The 18,578-nt window shown below is 68.8% G+C and carries 11 protein-coding genes; 3 read left to right on the forward strand and 8 right to left on the reverse strand.

The window, feature by feature from the left end; translation table 11 throughout:
• Positions 1-72 precede the first annotated feature (72 nt).
• Together KF737_RS18220 and KF737_RS18225 are read right to left on the reverse strand one after the other, a co-directional pair.
• Entirely contained in the window at positions 73-1,716 is a 1,644-nt protein-coding gene (locus KF737_RS18220) for an amidohydrolase family protein (protein ID WP_296458271.1), read from the reverse strand.
• 136 nt (positions 1,717-1,852) lie between these two features.
• Positions 1,853-3,442 carry an MFS transporter gene (locus tag KF737_RS18225; RefSeq protein ID WP_296458274.1) on the reverse strand — a complete coding sequence of 530 codons (1,590 nt, stop codon included), beginning with the start codon at positions 3,440-3,442 and terminating at the stop codon, positions 1,853-1,855.
• A gap of 253 nt (positions 3,443-3,695) precedes the next feature.
• On the opposite strand from KF737_RS18225, the gene KF737_RS18230 reads away from it, so the two are divergent.
• On the forward strand, positions 3,696-4,484 hold the full coding sequence (locus KF737_RS18230; protein WP_296458276.1) for an enoyl-CoA hydratase-related protein: 789 nt from the start codon (positions 3,696-3,698) through the stop codon (positions 4,482-4,484).
• 374 nt (positions 4,485-4,858) lie between these two features.
• Here KF737_RS18230 and KF737_RS18235 read toward each other — a convergent pair whose 3' ends face one another.
• The gene (locus tag KF737_RS18235) at positions 4,859-7,381 is read right to left on the reverse strand and encodes a CoA transferase (RefSeq protein ID WP_296458279.1); all 2,523 of its coding nucleotides are present in this window, start codon (positions 7,379-7,381) and stop codon (positions 4,859-4,861) included.
• A 386-nt stretch (positions 7,382-7,767) separates the two neighbouring features.
• On the opposite strand from KF737_RS18235, the gene KF737_RS18240 reads away from it, so the two are divergent.
• Positions 7,768-8,352, forward strand: coding sequence for a TetR/AcrR family transcriptional regulator (locus KF737_RS18240; RefSeq protein ID WP_296458282.1), 585 nt, complete (start codon positions 7,768-7,770; stop codon positions 8,350-8,352).
• Between the two features lie 127 nt (positions 8,353-8,479).
• On the opposite strand, the gene KF737_RS18245 is transcribed toward KF737_RS18240, so the two are convergent.
• A complete protein-coding gene (locus KF737_RS18245; protein WP_296458285.1) occupies positions 8,480-11,272 on the reverse strand; it encodes a TonB-dependent receptor in 2,793 nt (930 codons plus the stop codon).
• 517 nt (positions 11,273-11,789) lie between these two features.
• On the opposite strand from KF737_RS18245, the gene KF737_RS18250 reads away from it, so the two are divergent.
• Entirely contained in the window at positions 11,790-13,271 is a 1,482-nt protein-coding gene (locus KF737_RS18250) for an MFS transporter (protein ID WP_296458290.1), read from the forward strand.
• Between the two features lie 62 nt (positions 13,272-13,333).
• On the opposite strand, the gene alaS is transcribed toward KF737_RS18250, so the two are convergent.
• The 4 genes from alaS to KF737_RS18270 form a co-directional block, all read right to left on the reverse strand.
• Entirely contained in the window at positions 13,334-15,985 is a 2,652-nt protein-coding gene (gene alaS / locus KF737_RS18255; protein ID WP_296458293.1) for an alanine--tRNA ligase, read from the reverse strand.
• A gap of 150 nt (positions 15,986-16,135) precedes the next feature.
• Positions 16,136-16,792, reverse strand: coding sequence for a PEPxxWA-CTERM sorting domain-containing protein (locus KF737_RS18260; protein WP_296458296.1), 657 nt, complete (start codon positions 16,790-16,792; stop codon positions 16,136-16,138).
• 169 nt (positions 16,793-16,961) lie between these two features.
• On the reverse strand, positions 16,962-18,044 hold the full coding sequence (gene recA / locus KF737_RS18265) for a recombinase RecA (RefSeq protein ID WP_296458298.1): 1,083 nt from the start codon (positions 18,042-18,044) through the stop codon (positions 16,962-16,964).
• 241 nt (positions 18,045-18,285) lie between these two features.
• On the reverse strand, positions 18,286-18,578 hold a 293-nt coding region (locus KF737_RS18270), incomplete at its 5' end, for an ankyrin repeat domain-containing protein (RefSeq protein WP_296458300.1).

Below are 18,578 nucleotides of genomic sequence, written 5' to 3' on the forward strand. Positions count from 1 at the left end.
GGGGGCCTTGAGCGTCCCTTCGTCGGGCAGTCAGGTTCCGTACGGTATCGCGCGGCCAGCTACGCCAGGCGCTCAATTCGCAAGGGAAGATCGAAGCACCGAGCCGTTCCGCGATCCGGTGAGTTGATCATCCCGAATGTTGACCTTCCCGTTTATGATCGTGGCGCGATAGCCGCGTGCGCGCAGCGAGAAACGCGGCGCTCCGTTGGGAAAGTCGTGGAGGATCTCAGGCCGAAGACTTGTCAGCCTCGCGTAGTCGATGACGTTCACATCCGCCCGCTTGCCGACCTTGAGCTGGCCGCGATCGGTGAGCCCCATGACCCGCGCAGGCCCGCCCGTCATCCTGTGGATCGCGTCGCCGACGGAGTACAATCCTCGCCTCCGCACCCACTCGGACAACAGGTAGGTTCCCCAGTCGGCGTCCATGACTTGCGATACATGGGCCCCGGCGTCCCCAAGCCCGGGGTAGACCCGGGGGTTCGCCAGAAGGTCGGCGACCTCGTCGAGGTTGCGGGCGAACATGCGCTGGCTGAAGAGCGCCTTCCCATCGGTGTCGCGAGAAAGGCGCAGGAACAGTTCGACGAAGCTCTCCCCCGTCGCAGCGATCAATGCAGCCACGCTGGATGATGAGGTCTGGGTGTAGTCGGGCGTCTCGGCATCGCCCAGGTAGTAGACTTCGCGCAGGTCGAACCGCGTCGTCTGCCGCCCTTCGTCCACGAGGACGGCCGCCGTGTCGCGATCGCGGATCGCGGCAAGACGTTCATCGAACCCGACGCGCCGCAGCCTGCGCCAGGTGTCGCCGCTGAACGGCAGGCCGCCCTGCAAGCCGAACATGAAGCCGGTTCCGCGGGACTGGGCGATGGCGGTCACGTCACGGCCATCGCACAGGGCGTCCAACGCCTCCGAGGCGCGACGCCCCGCGCCCGCCGAGGCTCCGGCGCCGAAGCTGAACAGGATGCGCACGCCCGTGGAATCGGCGATCCGGCGCATCTCGTCGTGCGGCGAGGCGACGAACTGCATGATGCCGTTCCGATCGGCCACCGCCTTCGCGATTTCGATCAGTTCTTCGATCGGCGCATAGGTGCCGGGGATGCACCGGCCGTCGGGGACCTTGTGCGACTCCAGCCGGTTGACCGAGAATCCCAGCGCGCCGCGATCCATCGCCTCGGCGACGATGCGAGCCATTTCCGCGACTTCTTCCGCCGTCGCCTCGGCGTCGAAGGATCGTTCGCCCATGACGTACCAGCGGACCGCGCTATGCCCGACCAGGCCGGCGACGTTGATGCCGGGCTTCAGCTCCTCCAGGGCGTCCAGGTAGCCGCCGAAGTCTTCCCAGCTCCAGGGCAGGCCGCCCAGGATGGCTTCGCGGGGGATATCCTCCACCGTCTCCATCATGGCCGCGAGGAACGGGCGGTCGGCGGGTTTGCAGGGCGCAAAGGTGACGCCGCAATTCCCCATCAGCGCCGTGGTGACGCCATGCCAGCTCACGGGCGTGAGGTCGGGGTCCCAGCCGATCTGGGCGTCGAGGTGGGTGTGCAGGTCGATGAACCCCGGCGTGACCAGGCAGCCCACCGCGTCGATCTCCTCCGCGGCGTCGCCCTCGACCTCTCCGACCGCAGCGATCACGCCATCGCGGATGCCGAGGTCGCCGCGCACGGCCTCCCCGCCCGCGCCGTCCACAAGGCTGCCGCCGCGGATCACGATGTCATAGGTCATCCTTACGCCTCCCATTGCCTGACCCACCGGCGCGCTCGTACAGCACTTTCTTGCTGACATACTGTCAATATGAGTCCGGATGTCAAACCGGAATTGGGCATGCCCGCCGCACCATGGATCTGCGCGACCCCGGCCTTCACCCCGCGCCCGAAGGAGCCCTGTTGTTGAGATCGCGCTGAAGCGTGCGGAGCGCCATCAGGAAGCAGCCCGCGGGGATCACGAGCAAGGAGACCAGTGTCAGCAGCGACTGCCGCAACGCGTGGGGATCGGCCGTACCGCAGAGGGCCTTGAGCTGAGGGGACAGGCCGGCCAGCGCCGCGCCACGGCATTGGCTCCGGGACAGGTCGCCCAGGCCGGCGTCGACCACCTGGAGATGGAAGAACAGGTCCGAAAGACCGCCCGCGATGAGCGGTCCCAGGCCGCTTCCGACAATCTGGACGATCAGCAGCAGGACAGCCGTCGTGGTGGCGCGCATGTTGGGGCCGACCACGCCCTGCGCGATCGTGTACTGCGAGCCCGCGTAGCCGTACTTCACGAGCGCGCCGGTGGCCGCCATGGCGATGGCGAGCCCGCTGTTGTTCGTCGAGAAGGCCGCGAGATAGCAGGGCACGCAGAGCAGAAGGCCGACGGCCGGCAACCACGCGATCGCGTTCGGATGGCGGCGCGCCATGCGCTCGGCCAGCCAGCCCGTGAAGACCACGCCGATGGAAGCGGTGATGGCCGAGGGGACGTTGAAGAAGAGAGAGGCTTCCAGTTGCGTGAAGCCCAGCACCCGCCGGACATAGGAGGTCTGGAAGGCGGCGATGCCATGGGTCGAGAAGGTCGCGGTCGTCGCGCCCGCGGTCATCCACCAGAACGACGGCTTGGAGGCGAGCACGCGCGCGACATCCCTGAGGCTTGCGCGCGCGTGCGCCTGCCTGTCCGGCGCATCGGAATGCCCGCGCGGCGGCTCGCGGACCGTGAGCTTGAAGACGATCATCGCCACGATGCCCACGATCCCCATCAGGATGAACGCGCCGCGCCACCCCATGGAGGCGCCGTGCCGGCAGACCGCGGCGACATCGTCGGGCAGCGTGTGGAGATTGGCGGGCGCGCACATCTTCAGCGTAGGTTCGGCGATCCCGCGCGCCGCGGCTTCCGCTGCGATGAAATGCCGCCGCAAGGCCTCGTTCAACGGCCCGCCCACGAGGTTGGCGGACAGCGCGCCGAGCGTGCCGTGCATGGCGTAGAAGCCGAGCGCCGTCGATCGTTTGGCCGGCGGATAGTAGTCGGAGATGATCGACGTGGAGGGCGGGGTGCATCCCGCTTCGCCGATCCCGACCATCATCCGGAACATGAACATCATCGCGAAGCCGGAGATCGCGTAGGCGCCCCATTGCACCGCATGCGCCGTCCCGGTGAGAGCCGTCGCCAGCGACCACAGGCCGATGCAGATCGCCATGATCCACACCCTCGAGCGCGTCTCCGAAAGGAAGGCGATCGGCACGCCCATGACCGAGTAGACGACCGCGAAAGCCGGCCCCGTCAGCAGCCCGAACTGCAGGTCGCTGAGATTCAGGTCTCCGATCACCGGTTCGGACATGATGCTCAGGAGGCCGCGGTCGACCCCATTGAGCACGCTGATCACCAGCAGGGCGGTGAGGACATAGCTGCGGTACCCGCGCGTGCCGTACCCGGTGAGGTTCGTCGCCACGGGCTGCGCGGCGACGGATTCCGGTGCGCCCATGCCTCGCCTCCCCTGTTTCCGGCGTCTGCCGCCCAAGCTTACTGACACATTGTCAGTTTGCAAGTGGCCAGCCGCGAACGGATGCCGGACCGCCATCCCAAGGGCGCTTTTTAATTGACGGATTGTCAATATGAAATAGGCTCCCCTGGCGACGTCATCGTCGGCGACGTCATGGCGGGCGGGTCGGGATGGACCACCCGCCTGCGAAACGGAGCGATTGCGCGCCTATCGATGCCGCAGAGGAGGACGGAAGGTGGCTGAAGCGATCCCGGAGCCGGTGCTGGTCACCGAGCGCGACGGCGCGGTGGCGGTCCTGAGGCTGAATCGGCCCGAGGCGCGCAACGCCATGAGCCCGGAACTGAGCGCGGCGCTGGGAGAAGCCCTGCTGGCGGCCGAGGCGGACGACACGGTCCGGGCCGTCGTGATCACCGGGACGGGCGACCGCGCATTCTGCGCGGGCATGGATCTGCGCGCCTTCGCCGCGGGCCGGACCGGTCGGGCGCCGCGCGATGAGGTGCGGGTCGCCGTCTCCCGCCTCGTGGACGGCGTCTACGGCAAGCCCGTGGTGGGCGCGGCGAACGCCTCGGCCGTCGCCGGCGGCTTCGAGATGCTGATGGGCTGCGACCTCGTGGTCGCGTCGTCGGAGGCGAAATTCGGTCTGCCGGAGGCGAAGCGGGGGCTGTTCGCGGCGCGCGGCGGCATGTTCCTCGCCGCCCGGATCCCCGTCGCGATCGTCCTCGAACTCAACCTGATCGGCGACCCGATCGACGCGGAGCGCGCGTATGGGCTGGGGCTGGTCAACCGGGTGGTCCCCCCGTCCGAGGTCCTGCCCGTGGCGATCGACCTCGCCCGCCGGATCGCGCGCAACGCCCCCCTGGCGGTCGCGGCCGCGCGGGATCTGGTGAAGCTCGCCATGCAGGACCTTCCGGCGGCGCAGGCGCGCCAGCCGGACTGGCGCGCGCGCGTCTTCGAGAGCCTGGACGCCAAGGAAGGCGCGACGGCGTTCGTGGAGAAGCGCGACCCCGTCTGGCAGGGCCGCTGAGCCTTCCGCCAGGGTCCGGACCCAATAGGGTCGCCCAAAACACCCGGCATCCCGGGGCGATCGCATACGGACTGTGGGCGGCTCGTCCGCCCCATTGATGAACCGCGGAGATCGCGGAGATACGCAGAGAGCTCGAAGGTCCACCGGACTTCTCCGCGTATCTCCGCGATCTCTGCGGTTTGACCAACAGCCTTTCGGCCGCCCGCATCCTTATGCGATGGCCCTGCCCGTCATCCCGGAGGGCCGGGGCCCCAGGGCTTCAAGCTCTGAGTCTGGTGTTGCTGGATCCCGGCTCTCCGCTGCGCTGCGGCCGGGATGACGGTCCATATTCTTGAATCTATGTTACTTTTTCTCATCTTCAATGAGCACGGACCCTAGCCTGCGGCGTCGGCGCGCGTGAGGCCGAGGATATCGCGCAGCACCCGGGCCGTGTCCTCGCCGTAGCTCGGTCCTGAACGGTCGTATCGCCCGCCCATGTAGGCCGGGGTGGCCGAGAACTGCACCGGATGCTCCTTGACCGGCCAGCGGCCGATCTCGGTCTGGTCCAGCTCCACCTGCCACCCGAGATGGCGCAGTTGCGGGTCGCTGTCGCAGCGATCCTGCGCCGTCTGGCAGACGCCGGCCGGCACGCCGGCCTTCTGCAGGGCGTCCATCAGGGCGAAGGGCTCGAAACGGGCGGTGGCTTCGCCCACGAGGCGGTCGAGGGCGTCCTGATGCTTCAGCCGATCGGCCAGGCTGGCGAACCGGGCGTCGTTGCGGAGCGCCTGCAGGCCCAGCACCGCCGTGACGCTGGACCAGTGGGCTTCGGTGAAGGCGGCGATGGCGATCCAGCGGTCGGGTCCGGCGGCCCGGTAGTTGCCGTGCGGAGCCGCGGGCTTGTAAGGTGAGCGATTGCCGAAGCGAGACCATCGCCGGCCATTGACCGAATAGTCGAGGGTCGCCGTCGAGGTCAGGTAGAGGCCTGCGTCGCCCTGCGAGGCGTCGATGTGGCAGCCCAGGCCGGTGTCGTTGCGGCGGTGCAGGGCGGCGAGCATGGCCGTGGCCATGTTGTAGGCCCCGCACCAGTCCAGATAGGAGTAGCCGATGCCGGCCGGCGGGTAGGGCTCGGGCAGGCCGGACATCTCGCTGATTCCGGTGATCGCCTGGGCGCTCGGGCCGAAGGTGCGCATCCGGCCGTAGCGGCCGCGCTCGCCCAGCCCGCTCTGCTGGACGTAGATGATGCGGGGATTGAGTTCCTTGAGGCGCTCATAGCCGAGCCCCATGCGGGTGAGCGTGCCGGGGGAATAGCCTTCGACCACCATGTCGGCGTCGCGGATCAGATCCTCCAGGATCTTCTTGTCGTCCGGGTTCTTGAGATCGAGGCCGCAGCTTAGCTTGCCGGCGTTGATCTCCATGAAGCAGCCGCTGCGGTTCAGGTTCGGGGCCCACACGGGCGCGGGGATCGGGGCGGTCGCCGCCTCCCGCTCGGCGCGGCCGCCCTTGGGCATGGCCCCGGCCTGGCTGAACCGCATGCCGTCCGGGCGGCTCCTGTGCTCGACTCGGATGACCTGTGCGCCCATGGCCGCCAGGAAGCGTCCCGCCCCCGCGCTGGCGAGCATCCAGCCCAGGTCGATCACCCGGACGTCCGACAGCGCGAAGGGCCGGCCGTGCTTGCTCGTGACCGCCGGCGCCTGCATGCGGGCGTTGGCGTAGGCGCGTGGGGCGACGCGCGGCGCGCGCCATTCGGAAGGGACGATCCCGTTGTGCTCGCCGACCAGCGGCGCACGGGGCCCCCGGCGCCACTCGACGTCGTTCGAGCACCATTTGGCGCCGCTGTACTGGAAGCGCTCGCCGAGCTCCGGGTGCTCGACCTCGAAGAAGGCGCCGCGATCGCACCAGTGCGGGTCGCTCATGTTCTCCTCGGGCCGGCGAACCGGGGCCCACGGGAGTCCGTGGCGTTGGGCGTCGAGCCAGATGTCCCGGTCGAACGGCAATCGCGAAACCAGCCGCTCGGTCAGGAACTCGAGCCGCTCGCGCGCGAGCGGCGTATCGCGCGTGGTCTCATAGACCGGATCCTCCAGGTCGGCCTGCATCCCGTGGTCGCGCAGGACCGCGACCGTGTCGTCCCAGATGTTGAACCCGGCCATCAGGTAGGTGCGGTACGGCAGGACGTAGCGGCCGTCCTTGGTCGTCGCCAGCGACGGGCTCCGCGCGACGGTCGCCGAATGACGGCAGGTCAGCCGGCGATGCACCGCGCGCAGGAAGACCCAGCTCGGGATGTCGGTCTCGGTGCTCTGGCTCACCGCCTGATGCACGCTCGCCGAGAGGGACTGGCCCTCGCCGGACGTCTGCCGGTAGATCAGCGCCGCCAGGATCGACATCGCCATCATCTCGCCCGCGACGTGGTAGGCCTGCCAGATCTGCGGCGCCATCGGCGGCGTGTCGTACTCGCCGGCGGGATCCGGATCGTAGCCGCAGTTCATCGACACCCCGCCGAGGGCGAGGTGGACGAGGTCCGACGCCTGATGATCGGCCCACGGCCCGGTATCGCCGAACGGGCTGATGCGCGCGTGGATGAGCCCGGGGTTCCGGTCGGCCAGGCCCGCGCGCCCCAATCCCCGCGCGTCCAGGTAGCCGCGGGGCCGGGAGTCCAGGATGACGTCGCAGCCCAGCGCCAGGCTGCGGAACCGCGCCTGGTCCGCCGGGTCGTCCAGATCCAGTTCGACCGAACGCTTGCCGAAGTTGTAGTGCCAGAAATAGAGGCTGCGGTCCGGGTGCGCCTCGTCGTGGCGGAAGGGGCCGTAGGCGCGCGTGACCTCGCCGCCGCGCGGCTCCACGCGAACCACGTCCGCGCCCAGGCCCGCCAGGATCTTTCCGCAATACTCGCCCAGCTCGGCGCCGATCTCCAGGATACGCACGCCCCCGAGATAGCCAGCGTAGGGGCCGTCCTGCTGAGGTCCTGCTTGGTCCGACGACGAGGCGCTCGCTGTCACGGGCTGTTCTCCCAACGCTGCTGCTATTGACGTGTTGTCCGGAATTTTACTGACAAAATGTCAGTTCGCAACAGGTCCTGCGAGGGCGAGGGCGAACCTGCCTCCCGATGGCGCCTGTCCAGGAACTCCGGGTTTCCGGCGCACCGCTTCGACGACGGTCGGGCCTGAGGCGAGGCCATCTGGCGAGTCCGGGGGCTCTGCGCGTAGAGTGGAGGTTGCGCGGGCCCGTTCGCCCTCGCGCCAACCGATGGAGCCCGGATATCGCTACGCCGCCCAAGGTCAAGCCTCAGCGCACCCGGTTGAGTCCCGAGATGCGCACGCAGCATCTGCTGGATGCCGCGACCAAGGTCATCGTCGAATCCGGCCTCGAAGCCCTGACGATGGAGGCGGTGGCCGAACGCGCCTCCGTGAGCCGCGCGCTCGGCTACTTCTACTTCGAGAACCGGACGGAGCTGCTTCGAGCCCTCTACAACCGCGAGTTCGGACGCCTCTACGACGCCATGGTGCCGGCCTTCGAGGCGGGCGGAAGTCTCGAGGAGCGGGTCCGGGCGGGGGTGAAGGCCTACTTCGATATCGTGGCCAGCCGATACGATCTCTTCGCCCTGCTGAACACGACCGTCGACGGCCCGCAATTCCGGCGCGACCGCCGGCACCGGCTTCGCTCCTGGGAGCAGTATGTGGGCTTCCTGGTCGGCGACGAGTTCGACCTCTCGCCGACCAAGGCGGGGATGCTGGCCCGGATCTTCGTCGACGTGGTGGCGCGCTGTACATTGCTCTGGAAGCGCGACCGGCTGGATCGCACCGAGGTGGAACAGCTGTGCATCCGTTTCGTGCTGGGCGGGTTGCAGTCCGTGCTCGGCCCCGAACCCGGCGGCGCGGAGCCGTCGGTCCCCTGATCCCGTCGCGCGAGCGGCCGTGACCGGCGCGGGCGCGGCCTGATCGCGGCAAGCCGCGGCCAGACACACGCCCGCCCCTCTTCCCACTTGGCCGCCGTCCAGTGAACGCCAGGCCCGGTAGAGGGCGTCAGAACCTGGCCCGCAGGCCGACGCGGTAGCTGCGGCCCAGGGCGTCGTAGAGGTCGATGCGGGTCGCCGCCCACGAACGGGCGTACTGCACCAGACCGGGCGTCGCCGGGACGATCCTCGGATCGGTGTCGAACAGATTGTCGATGTTGAGCGAAGCCCGCATCTCCACGCCGCGGACGGCGAAGTCGTAGGAGGCGCGCAGGTCGAAGTAGGCGATGGCGGCGACGTGGTTGTCGTCGACGTCGACGCCTTCCTGCCATTCGTTGCGAAGCTTCGCATCCCCGACGTAGCGCATCGTTGTGGCGACGTTGAGCGGGCCCTGCTCGTAGCCGACCGAGAGTTGCCCCTTCCATTTCGGCAGGCCTGGGAACTCGTTGGCGATGCTGCCAGCGTACTTCTGCCGGACCCCGCTGACGTTGGTCCCGTTGAGTTCCTGTTGGTTGGAGACAAGCAGGCGTGCGTCCAGCGCCCCCTTGAAGATCGGACGTCGGTACGAGACCTCGTAGTCGACGCCCATCGCCGTCAATAAGTCGGCGTTGGTCGGGATCAGGTCGACCTGACGGATCGAATTGTCCGGGTTGCGGAAGATCAGTGAACAGAGTTCGGGGCGCGTCCCGAAGCAAAGGTCCACCGTCTGCTGCGTGGTGAGCGTCGCGATCGCGCCTTTGATCCGGATGTCATAGAAGTCGATCGAGGCGGCGAGGCCCGGAATCCACTCTGGCCGGTAGACCAGGCCGATGGTCCAGGTGTCGGCCTCTTCCGGCTTGAGATCCGGGTTCCCCCGGCTGTTGCCAGACACGTTGACGGCGCGCTGGGTCAGCGGATCGAACACGTTGATGGCGCTGAACAGCCCGAGGGTGAATAGGTTCGCCTGGCTGGGGGCCCGGATGTCGCGCGAGCGGGTGACCCGCAGGCGCAGGTCGTCGGTGATCTGGTTGGAGACGCCGACTTTCCAGGTGTAGACCGTGCCGCTGGTGTTGTAGTCGGTCAGGCGGCCGGCGGCGTTGACCTCCAGCCGCCTGGCGAGCGGCAGGTCGGCGAGCAGCGGCACGTTGACTTCCGCGAACAGTTCCTTGAACGCCACCTTGCCGTCGAAGGGCTGGAAGTTGCCGGCGTTGTAGGTGCGCAGTCGCGACTGTTCGTCCTGGTCCGAATGCGCGATCTCCCTGGAGTAGTCCCCGCCGAAGGCCGCGGTGACCTGGCCGGCCGGTAGAGTGAACAGCGGACCGGAGGCTTCGAACGACACGAAGTCCTGCTTCAGCCTGATTTCCTGGTAGGGCCGCGTCCCGAACACATAGTCGACGGCCGCCTGGGAGGGCGCGCCGTCACCGAAGATGTTGAAGGGCTGGCAGCCCTGGTAGAGCAGCCGGTCGTTCGCCGACGCTGTGGCCGGGAGCGGCGCGCAGACGATGGCGCCCGCGGCGTCGCGCACCGCGTTGACGGCGAAATTGTACCGGGGCACCGAGGCGTTGCTGAACATGCGGGTGAGGACGTTGACCTCGCCGCGCTGGTAGTAGGCGCCCCATTTCCAGTCGCCCAGCCTGCCGTCCAGGCCGATGACGACGCGCGTCAGTTCGCGCCGGTTCGTGGCCCCCGTCAGGCCGGGCTCGGTGTTTGCGCGGGCGACCGAGAAGCTCGTCTGGCCGGCCGCGACCAGTTGGTCGCGCACCACGGTCGGCAGGTAGGGGTTGTTGACGCTGACGGTGAGATTGCCCCCACGGCTGTAGTGGAGGGAGTCCTGGCGCACGTCGCTGCGGCCATAGGACGCCTCGGCATAGGCCGTGATGCGGTCCGTCAGGTCATAGCGAACGTGGGCGAAGAGGTTCGAATAATTCAGGCCGTTGGTCAGGTTGCGTTCCTGGACCATCGTCTGCTCCAGCGTGCCGCCGACCTGCAGGACGGTCGAGACCCTCCCGAAGTCGAAGACGCCGACGTTCCCGCTCGGTCCGAAGAAGGCCGTGCCCCGAAGGGGGCCGGAGGTGATCACGGAGCCGCGCCACACGTTCACCTCGCCCGCCTCCGGCACGGTGATCAGCCGCGGCTGGCCGTTGGTGGGCGTGTAGGACGGATTGTTGACGACGGCGGCATAGTGCCACCATCCGCCGTCCGCCCGCTTGCGGTCGCCGGTGCGGACGATCTCGGGCGAGAAGGAATAGGTGCCCGCGGCCACGAAGCTGCCGCGGCCGCCGGCGAATTTCGTCCCGTAGGTGACGTCGATCTTGCCGGTGGTGTTGTCCTTCTCCTCGGTCGCCCCGCCCTGGTAGGAGACCTCGAAGCCCTCGTAATTGTGGTTCAGCACGAAGTTGACGACGCCGGAGATGGCGTCGGCGCCCCAGGCGGCCGAGGCGCCGCCGGTCACCACCTCGACCCGCGAGAGCAAGGTGGTGGGCAGCGTGTTCGTGTCGACGCCCGAACTGACGCTGGAATTCACGACCCGGCGGTTGTCCAGCAGGACCAGCGTGCGGGCCGAGCCGAGGCCGCGCAGGTTCAGCAGCGAGAGGCCGCCGCCGCTCGCACCCACGTTCGGGTTGGCCGAGCTGGTCGGCGCGCCGAAGGACGGGAGCTGGTTGAGGTAGTTGGCGACCGTGGTCGTCATCGACTTCTGGATGTCGGCGGAGCCGACCACGGTCACCGGCGTCGGCTGCTGGAAACCCGTGGCCTGGATGCGCGAGCCCGTGACGACCAGCTCCCCCACGGTCGCGTCATTTTCCGTCTGGGCCTGGGCCAGGCCCGGGAGGGCCGTCAGCAACGCGACCGCCGACGACGCGCAGATGAAGTGCAACCTGATCATGAAGTTCCCTCCTGTTTTTCTTAGGTCGCGGGTCGCGCGCCCCCCGGAGAAGCCCTCGCGGGGGGGCTTCCTCGAATCCGTTCAACCGTGATCGCCGGCGCCCTTCCCCTGGTGGCGCACGTGGCGGCGAGCTCCCCGCACCCATAGGCCGCGTCGCGACAACCCTCTGACAATACGTCAATAGGATATTGCACTGATTGTCAATAGACGCTCGCCGCCCCTCCCCCTTGCGGCAGCGCAATCGCATATGGCTTGTGGGCGGCTTGTCCGCCCGATTCATGAACCGCAGAGATCGCGGAGATGCGCAGAGAGGGTCGCGAATCCACGGGAATCCTCTGCGTATCTCCGCGATCTCTGCGGTTCGACTGACAGCCTTTCGGCCGCCCGCATCCATATGCGATTGCCCTGCCTCGGAGGGCGGCTCGCGCGGGGCGTTTCCGGCGCTGAAGCCCCATCGCCGGAGAATCATCTAGCCAGCCAACCGCGCTTCTCGTATTGGCAGTTCGTCAACAATAGCATGGGTGAGGAGTGGAGCTCGGTGTCGGTTCCCGGACTTGCGCGCCCGCCGCTCGATCGCGCCACGAAGGTCCTCTACGGAGTCGGCGCAGCGGCGAGCGCCATCAAGCAGCGCGGCCTCTCGGCCTTTCTCATGCTCTTCTACAACCAGGTGGTCGGCCTGGACCCGGAGCAGGTCGCGCTGGGCATCTTCATCGCGCTGATCTTCGACGCCGTGATCGATCCCACCGTCGGTCTCCTGTCCGACAACACCCGGTCCAGATGGGGGCGACGGCATCCCTGGATGTATGCTGCGGCGGCGCCCGTGGCGATCGGATACTTCCTCCTGTGGACGCCGCCGTCCGGCTGGGAAAGCGCCCCGCTGTTCGGCTACATGCTGGCCTGTCTGCTGACGGTCAGGCTCTTCGACACCTTCTTCGAGCTGCCGGCGCTGGCGCTCGGACCGGAACTGGAGAGCGACTACCACGGCCGCGCGACGCTCTACGCCTACCGCCAGTTCTTCGCGGTCCTGGGGGGACTCGGCATGACCATCCTCGTCTACCAGGTGCTCATGCCGGATGAAGGCGGACGGTCAGGCCTCCTGCTGGGTCGCGAAGGCTGGACAAACTATGCGGTGATCGCCGCGCTCCTCATCTTCGCGACCATCCTGATCTCGACCGCGGCGACGCACGGCCAGATCAGGTACCTGCACATGCCGTCGCGCCGGCGGGTCAGCGTCCGGACCCTCGTCGGCGAGACGGTGGCCACCTTGAGCAACAGGCACTTCCTCATCATCACGATATTTGGCCTGTTCGTCACCATTTCCGTCGGCGTTAAATATAGCATGGAGATATATTTCAATCTGTACTTCTGGGAACTCACATCGAGACAGCTCGCGCTGATCGCGACCGTCGGCACGGTCTGTGGCCTGGGCGGCGTTCTCTATGCGCCGCATCTGGTGCGGGCGCTGGGGAAGCGGAATGCGATGGTGTTGGCCTTCATCGTGTTGACCACCACCGTGGTCACGCCGATATCGCTGCGCCTGCTGGGCGTCCTGCCGCTCAACGGGGATCCCGTTCTCTTCTATATCCTTCTCGTCGACCTCGGCCTGCACGGCGCGACGAGCCCGATCATCACGATCCTGACCGTTTCCATGGCGGCGGATGTGGTCGAGGATAGCCAGGTGAAGACGGGTCGGCGATCGGAGGGCGTTCTCCTGAGCGCCGACGACCTCCTGAAGAAGCTGGTCTCCGGTGTCGGCTTGCTCATCTCCGGCGTCATCCTCGCGGCGGCCGCCTTCCCGAAAGGCGCCCAGCCTGGGCAGGTCCCGGCCGCGACGCTGGAGAAGATGGCGACCCTCTACGTCCCCATCATGCTTGCCCTGTACGGAGCCGCCATCGCCACGATGCTGTTCTTCCGGCTCGGCAAGGAACAACACGACATCAACCTCGCGACCCTTCTTCGGCAGACCGAAGCCGAGGAGGCAGAGGAAGCGCTGCGGTGAAAGTCGGGCTCGCCCAGCGCATGGGCGAGCCCTTGCGTCTCCTCCGCGAGGTGAGACGGGAATCAACCGGCGAGCGCAGCCTTCACCGCGTCCAGGCCGGCCGCGGCCTTGCCGGCGTCGGGCGCGCCGCCCTGGGCGAAGTCGGGCCGCCCGCCCGCGCCTTGCCCGCCCATGGCCAGCACCGCCGCCTTGGCGAGGTCCGCCGCGTTGAACCGCGCCTGCGCCGAGCCGGTGACCGCCACCGTGGCCGCCGCCTTGCCGTCCGCCGTGCCGATCAGGGCGATGACGCCGTCGGGCAACTGCTTCTTGAACGCTTCGGCGATGGGCCGCAGGTCCTTGCCGCCCACGCCCTCCATGATCCGGGCCAGCACCTGCACGCCGCCGATCTCCTCCGGGCCGGCCGCGGCGCCGCCGCCACCGCCGCCGCCCATGGCGAGCTGGCGCTTGGCGTCGGCCAGCTCCTTCTCCAGCTTGCGGGCGCTGGCCTGCAGCGCCTCGACACGCGCGCCCACCTCAGCCACCGGGACCTTGAACTGCTCGGCCAGCGCCTTCGACACGGCCGCCTGGTCCAGGAGGTAGCGGCGCGCGGCCTCGCCGGTCAGCGCCTCGATCCGGCGCACGCCGGCCGCGATGCCCTGTTCGGTGACGATCTTGAAGATCGCGATGTCGCCCGTGCGCGCCACGTGCGTGCCGCCGCAGAGTTCGACCGAGTAGGCGCCGTCCCCGCCCAGCGCCTGGCCCAGCGTCAGCACGCGTACGCTGTCGCCGTACTTCTCGCCGAACAGCGCCATGGCCCCGGCCTCGATCGCCTCGGCCGGCTTCATCTGCCTGGTCTCCGCCGCCAGGTTCTGGCGGATCACCGCGTTCACCTCGGCCTCGATCCGGTCGATCTCCTCGGCCGTCAGCGGCGCGCCGTGGCTGAAGTCGAAGCGCAGGCGCTCGCCGTCCACCATCTGGCCCTTCTGGGTCACGTGGCGGCCCAGGACGTTGCGCAGCGCCGCGTGCAGCAGGTGGGCGCCGGAATGGTTGGTGCGGGTCGTCGCGCGGTTCGCCGCATCCACCGACAGCTCGACGCGCGCGCCCACCGCGAGAGAGCCCTCCAGGATCTCCAGGTCATGCACGTGCAGGTCGCCGGCCTGCTTCTGCACGTCGGTCACCCGGGCGCGGCCGCCCGCCCAGGCCACCTCGCCCTTGTCGCCCGCCTGGCCGCCGCTCTCGGCGTAGAAGGGCGTGCGGTCGAAGAGCGCCTGCACGCGCGCGCCGGTCATGGCCCCGTCGACCTCGCGGCCGTCCTCGACCAGGGTCAGCAGTTCGCCCGTGCCCTCGGTGTCGTCGTAGCCGGTGAAGACCGTCGGCCCCAGGCGGTCGCGGATCGCGAACCATTCGGCCGCCGCGGCCACCTGGCCCGAGCCCTTCCACGCGCCGCGCGCCATCTCGCGCTGGCGCGCCATGGCCGCCTCGTACTCCTCGAGGTTCACGGTCAGGCCCTTGGCGCGGACCGCGTCCTGCGTCAGGTCCAGCGGGAAGCCGTAGGTGTCGTAGAGCCGGAACGCGGTCTCGCCCGACAGCACGTCGCCGTCGTTCAGGCCCGCCGTCGCCTCGTCCAGCAGCGCCAGCCCGCGCCCGAGCGTGACCCGGAAGCGCTCCTCCTCCTGGCGCAGGGTGTCGACGATGGCGTCCTCGGCCCGCTTCAGCTCGGGATAGGCCTGCCCCATCTCGTTCACCAAAGTCGGCGCGAGGCGGTGCATCAGCGGCTGTTCGGCGCCCAGCAGGTGCGCGTGGCGCATGGCGCGGCGCATGATCCGGCGCAGCACGTAGCCGCGGCCCTCGTTCGACGGCATCACGCCGTCGGCGATCAGGAAGCTGGACGAGCGCAGGTGGTCGGCGATCACCCGGTGCGAGGGGCCGTTCGAGGCGCCGCCCGCCCCGCCGACCAGGTCGCGCGATGCGGCGATGATCGTGCGGAAGAGGTCGATGTCGTAGTTGTCGTGTACGCCCTGCAGCACCGCGGCCACGCGCTCCAGGCCCGCGCCGGTGTCGATCGACGGCTTCGGCAGGGCCTCGCGGCGGCCGTCCGCGAACTGCTCGAACTGCATGAAGACGAGGTTCCAGATCTCGACGAACCGGTCGCCGTCCTCGTCGGGGCTCCCGGGCGGGCCGCCGGCGATGTGCTCGCCGTGGTCGTAGAAGATCTCCGAGCACGGGCCGCAGGGGCCGGTGTCGCCCATGGACCAGAAGTTGTCGCTGGTCGGGATGCGGATGATCTTGTGGTCGGGCAGGCCCGCGATCTTCTTCCAGAGATCGAAGGCCTCGTCGTCGGTGTGGTAGACCGTGACGGTCAGCTTCTCGGGCGCGAGCGCGAACTCCTTCGTCAGCAGGTCCCACGCCAGCACGATCGCGCGTTCCTTGAAGTAGTCGCCGAACGAGAAGTTCCCCAGCATCTCGAAGAAGGTGTGGTGGCGCGCGGTGTAGCCGACGTTGTCCAGGTCGTTGTGCTTGCCGCCCGCGCGGACCGCCTTCTGCGAGCTGGCCGCGCGCGGCCACGGCGGCGTCTCGGCGCCGGTGAAGTAGTTCTTGAACGGAACCATGCCGGCGTTGACGAACAGCAGCGTCGGGTCGTTCTGCGGGACCAGCGGGGCCGAGGCGACCACGGCGTGGTCGTTCCTCTGGAAGAAGTCCAGGAAGTGGGTCCGGATCTCGTTGAGGCTCGGCATCGGTCTCGGTCTCGAAGGGTACGCGTGTGTGGCCGCCCAGGATGGGCGCGCGTCGATTTACGCGAAACCTGCCGGATCGCAAAAGGCGGCGGCCCGCCCGGGCGCGGAAGATCGTGGGAGGCGGCGCAGGGCCGCCCCGTCGCCGACTAGCTAGGCGAGGGCCGGGGCTCGGCGTCGACGAGCGGCGAGACCCAGGGCGGCGAAGCCCATGATCATCAGCCCCCAGGTCGCGGGCTCCGGAACCGTCGTGACCTCGAAGGCGATCTCGCCCAGGCCGCAGCCGCCGTCCGGCGCGCTCAGCGGCGGCGGGCAGTCGGAGAGGGTCAGGCGGACGTAGCGCGCGGCGCTCGGCGTGAGCGCGAACACGTCGGCCGGGTAGTCCTGCGGACCGGTCGCCCAGTCGGTCGGGACGCCCGAGCCCACGTCGGCGAAGCTGACGCCATCGGTCGAGGTGGCGATGGTGACGGCGCCGGCGCCCCAGTACTCGTCGGTCCAGAGCGCCAGGGTGAGGACGTTGAAGATCGCGCCGAGGTCCATCTCCAGCACCGCGCCGGGCTGGTTGAATGTGGTGAACCACTCGTTCTCGAGATCCCAGGCGTGGCGGGGATCGCCGGCCATGTAGGCGTCGAAGTCGGTCACGCCGCTCACGAACCCGGCCGTGAGGCCCGACTGGTTGATGAGGTTGTCGACGTCGTAGCCCGGGAAGGTCGTGCTGGCGGTGATGGCCGTGGGGCTGATGATCACCCCCGCCTGCGCCGGCGCCGCCAGGGCGAGCGCGGCGGCCGCGCCCAGGATCCACGTTCTCATGATTGCTGGCCCCATCCGTTGTCGAGCCCCCGACGGACGAAGACTAACCCCGACGCGAACCGGCCGGCCGAGGTTTCCCCCAGGAGTTGAGTCGAAGCCTCGATCCGGACGCGGAACGCCCCGGGGGCCTGCGGGCCCCGGGGCGTCGCGGCTGCGGTGCGGCCCCCCCTTAGAGCGAGCCGTCCTCGTCGTCGCCTTCGCCTTCGGCGGGGCCGACCAGGAGCTGTTCCTCGACGGCTTCCTTGGCGCCGCGGACCTTCGCCTCGATGGCGCCCGCGATGTCGGGGTTCTGCTTCAGGAACTCGCGGACGTTGTCGCGGCCCTGGCCGATGCGCTGGGAGTCGAAGGAGAACCAGGAGCCCGACTTCTCGACCACCCCGGCCTTCACGCCCAGGTCGATGATCTCGCCCAGCTTGGAGATGCCCTCGCCGTACATGATGTCGAACTCGACCTCGCGGAACGGCGGGGCGACCTTGTTCTTCACCACCTTCACACGGACGTTGTTGCCCATGATCTCGTCGCGGATCTTCACCGAGCCGGTGCGGCGGATGTCGAGGCGCACCGAGGCGTAGAACTTCAGCGCGTTGCCGCCCGTGGTGGTCTCGGGCGAGCCGTACATCACGCCGATCTTCATGCGGATCTGGTTGATGAAGATCACCAGGGTCTTGGCCTTGGAGATCGAGCCCGTCAGCTTGCGCAGCGCCTGGCTCATCAGCCTGGCCTGAAGCCCGGGAAGCTGGTCGCCCATCTCGCCTTCGATCTCGGCCCGCGGCGTCAGCGCCGCCACCGAGTCGACGACGATGACGTCGATGGCGCCCGAGCGCACCAGGGTGTCGGTGATCTCCAGCGCCTGCTCGCCCGTGTCGGGCTGCGAGACCAGGAGTTCGTCCAGGTTCACCCCCAGCTTGTGGGCATAGCTGGGATCCAGCGCGTGCTCGGCGTCGACGAAGGCGGCGGTGCCGCCCGCCTTCTGCACCTCGGCCACCACATGCAGCGCCAGCGTGGTCTTGCCCGAGCTTTCCGGCCCGTAGATCTCGACGATCCGCCCCTTGGGCAGGCCGCCGATGCCCAGCGCCAGGTCCAGGCCCAGCGACCCGGTGGAGACCGACTCGACCTCCATCTGCGTCTTGTCGCCAAGCCGCATCACCGAGCCCTTGCCGAAGGCCCTGTCGATCTGCGCCAGGGCCGCCTCGAGCGCCCGCGCCTTTTCCGAATCGTCCTTGCCCACGAGCCTCAACGCCGACTGAGTCATTTCCGAGCCCTCTCTATCGCAGATTCCCGCCAACCCGGGCGGGAGAACGCGTCGCCGCGTCGAGGACTCAGCTTGTACCCACTTCGTTCCAGGTTCGCAAGATGTTCTCATCCTGCGGCCCCGGACCGGAGTCCCCGCGCCGGACGGAGCGACGCGCCTCGTCCGACCTCCGCAGGCTCGGATCGTTCTACGTCAGAATCGGTCGTAGGTTTGCGGGGCGCGCGCGGGCGGGGCCGTGCGGTCAGTTGTCGAGGCCCAGCGCCCGGTCCAGCTTCGCATCGCCGATCGCCCGGACCATCTCGCGCACGGAGACGCCCGCGCGGTTCCTGGCGTCGAGGCTGGCGCCCCGGCGGCGGAGCGCGCCGGCGGTGTCCCAGTGGCCGCCCGCGATGGCCTTCATCAGCGCCGTGTCGCCTTGCGCATCCGGCGCGTCGACCGGCGCGCCCTGGCGCAGCAGCGTCTCGACGTCCCCGGTCCGGCCCGTCGCGGCGGCCAGGTGCAGCCGCGCGATCCGGCCCGCCAGGTCCGCCGGAG

The organism is Phenylobacterium sp. (assembly GCF_019636135.1).
In the GTDB taxonomy this organism is placed as follows: Bacteria; Pseudomonadota; Alphaproteobacteria; order Caulobacterales; family Caulobacteraceae; genus Phenylobacterium.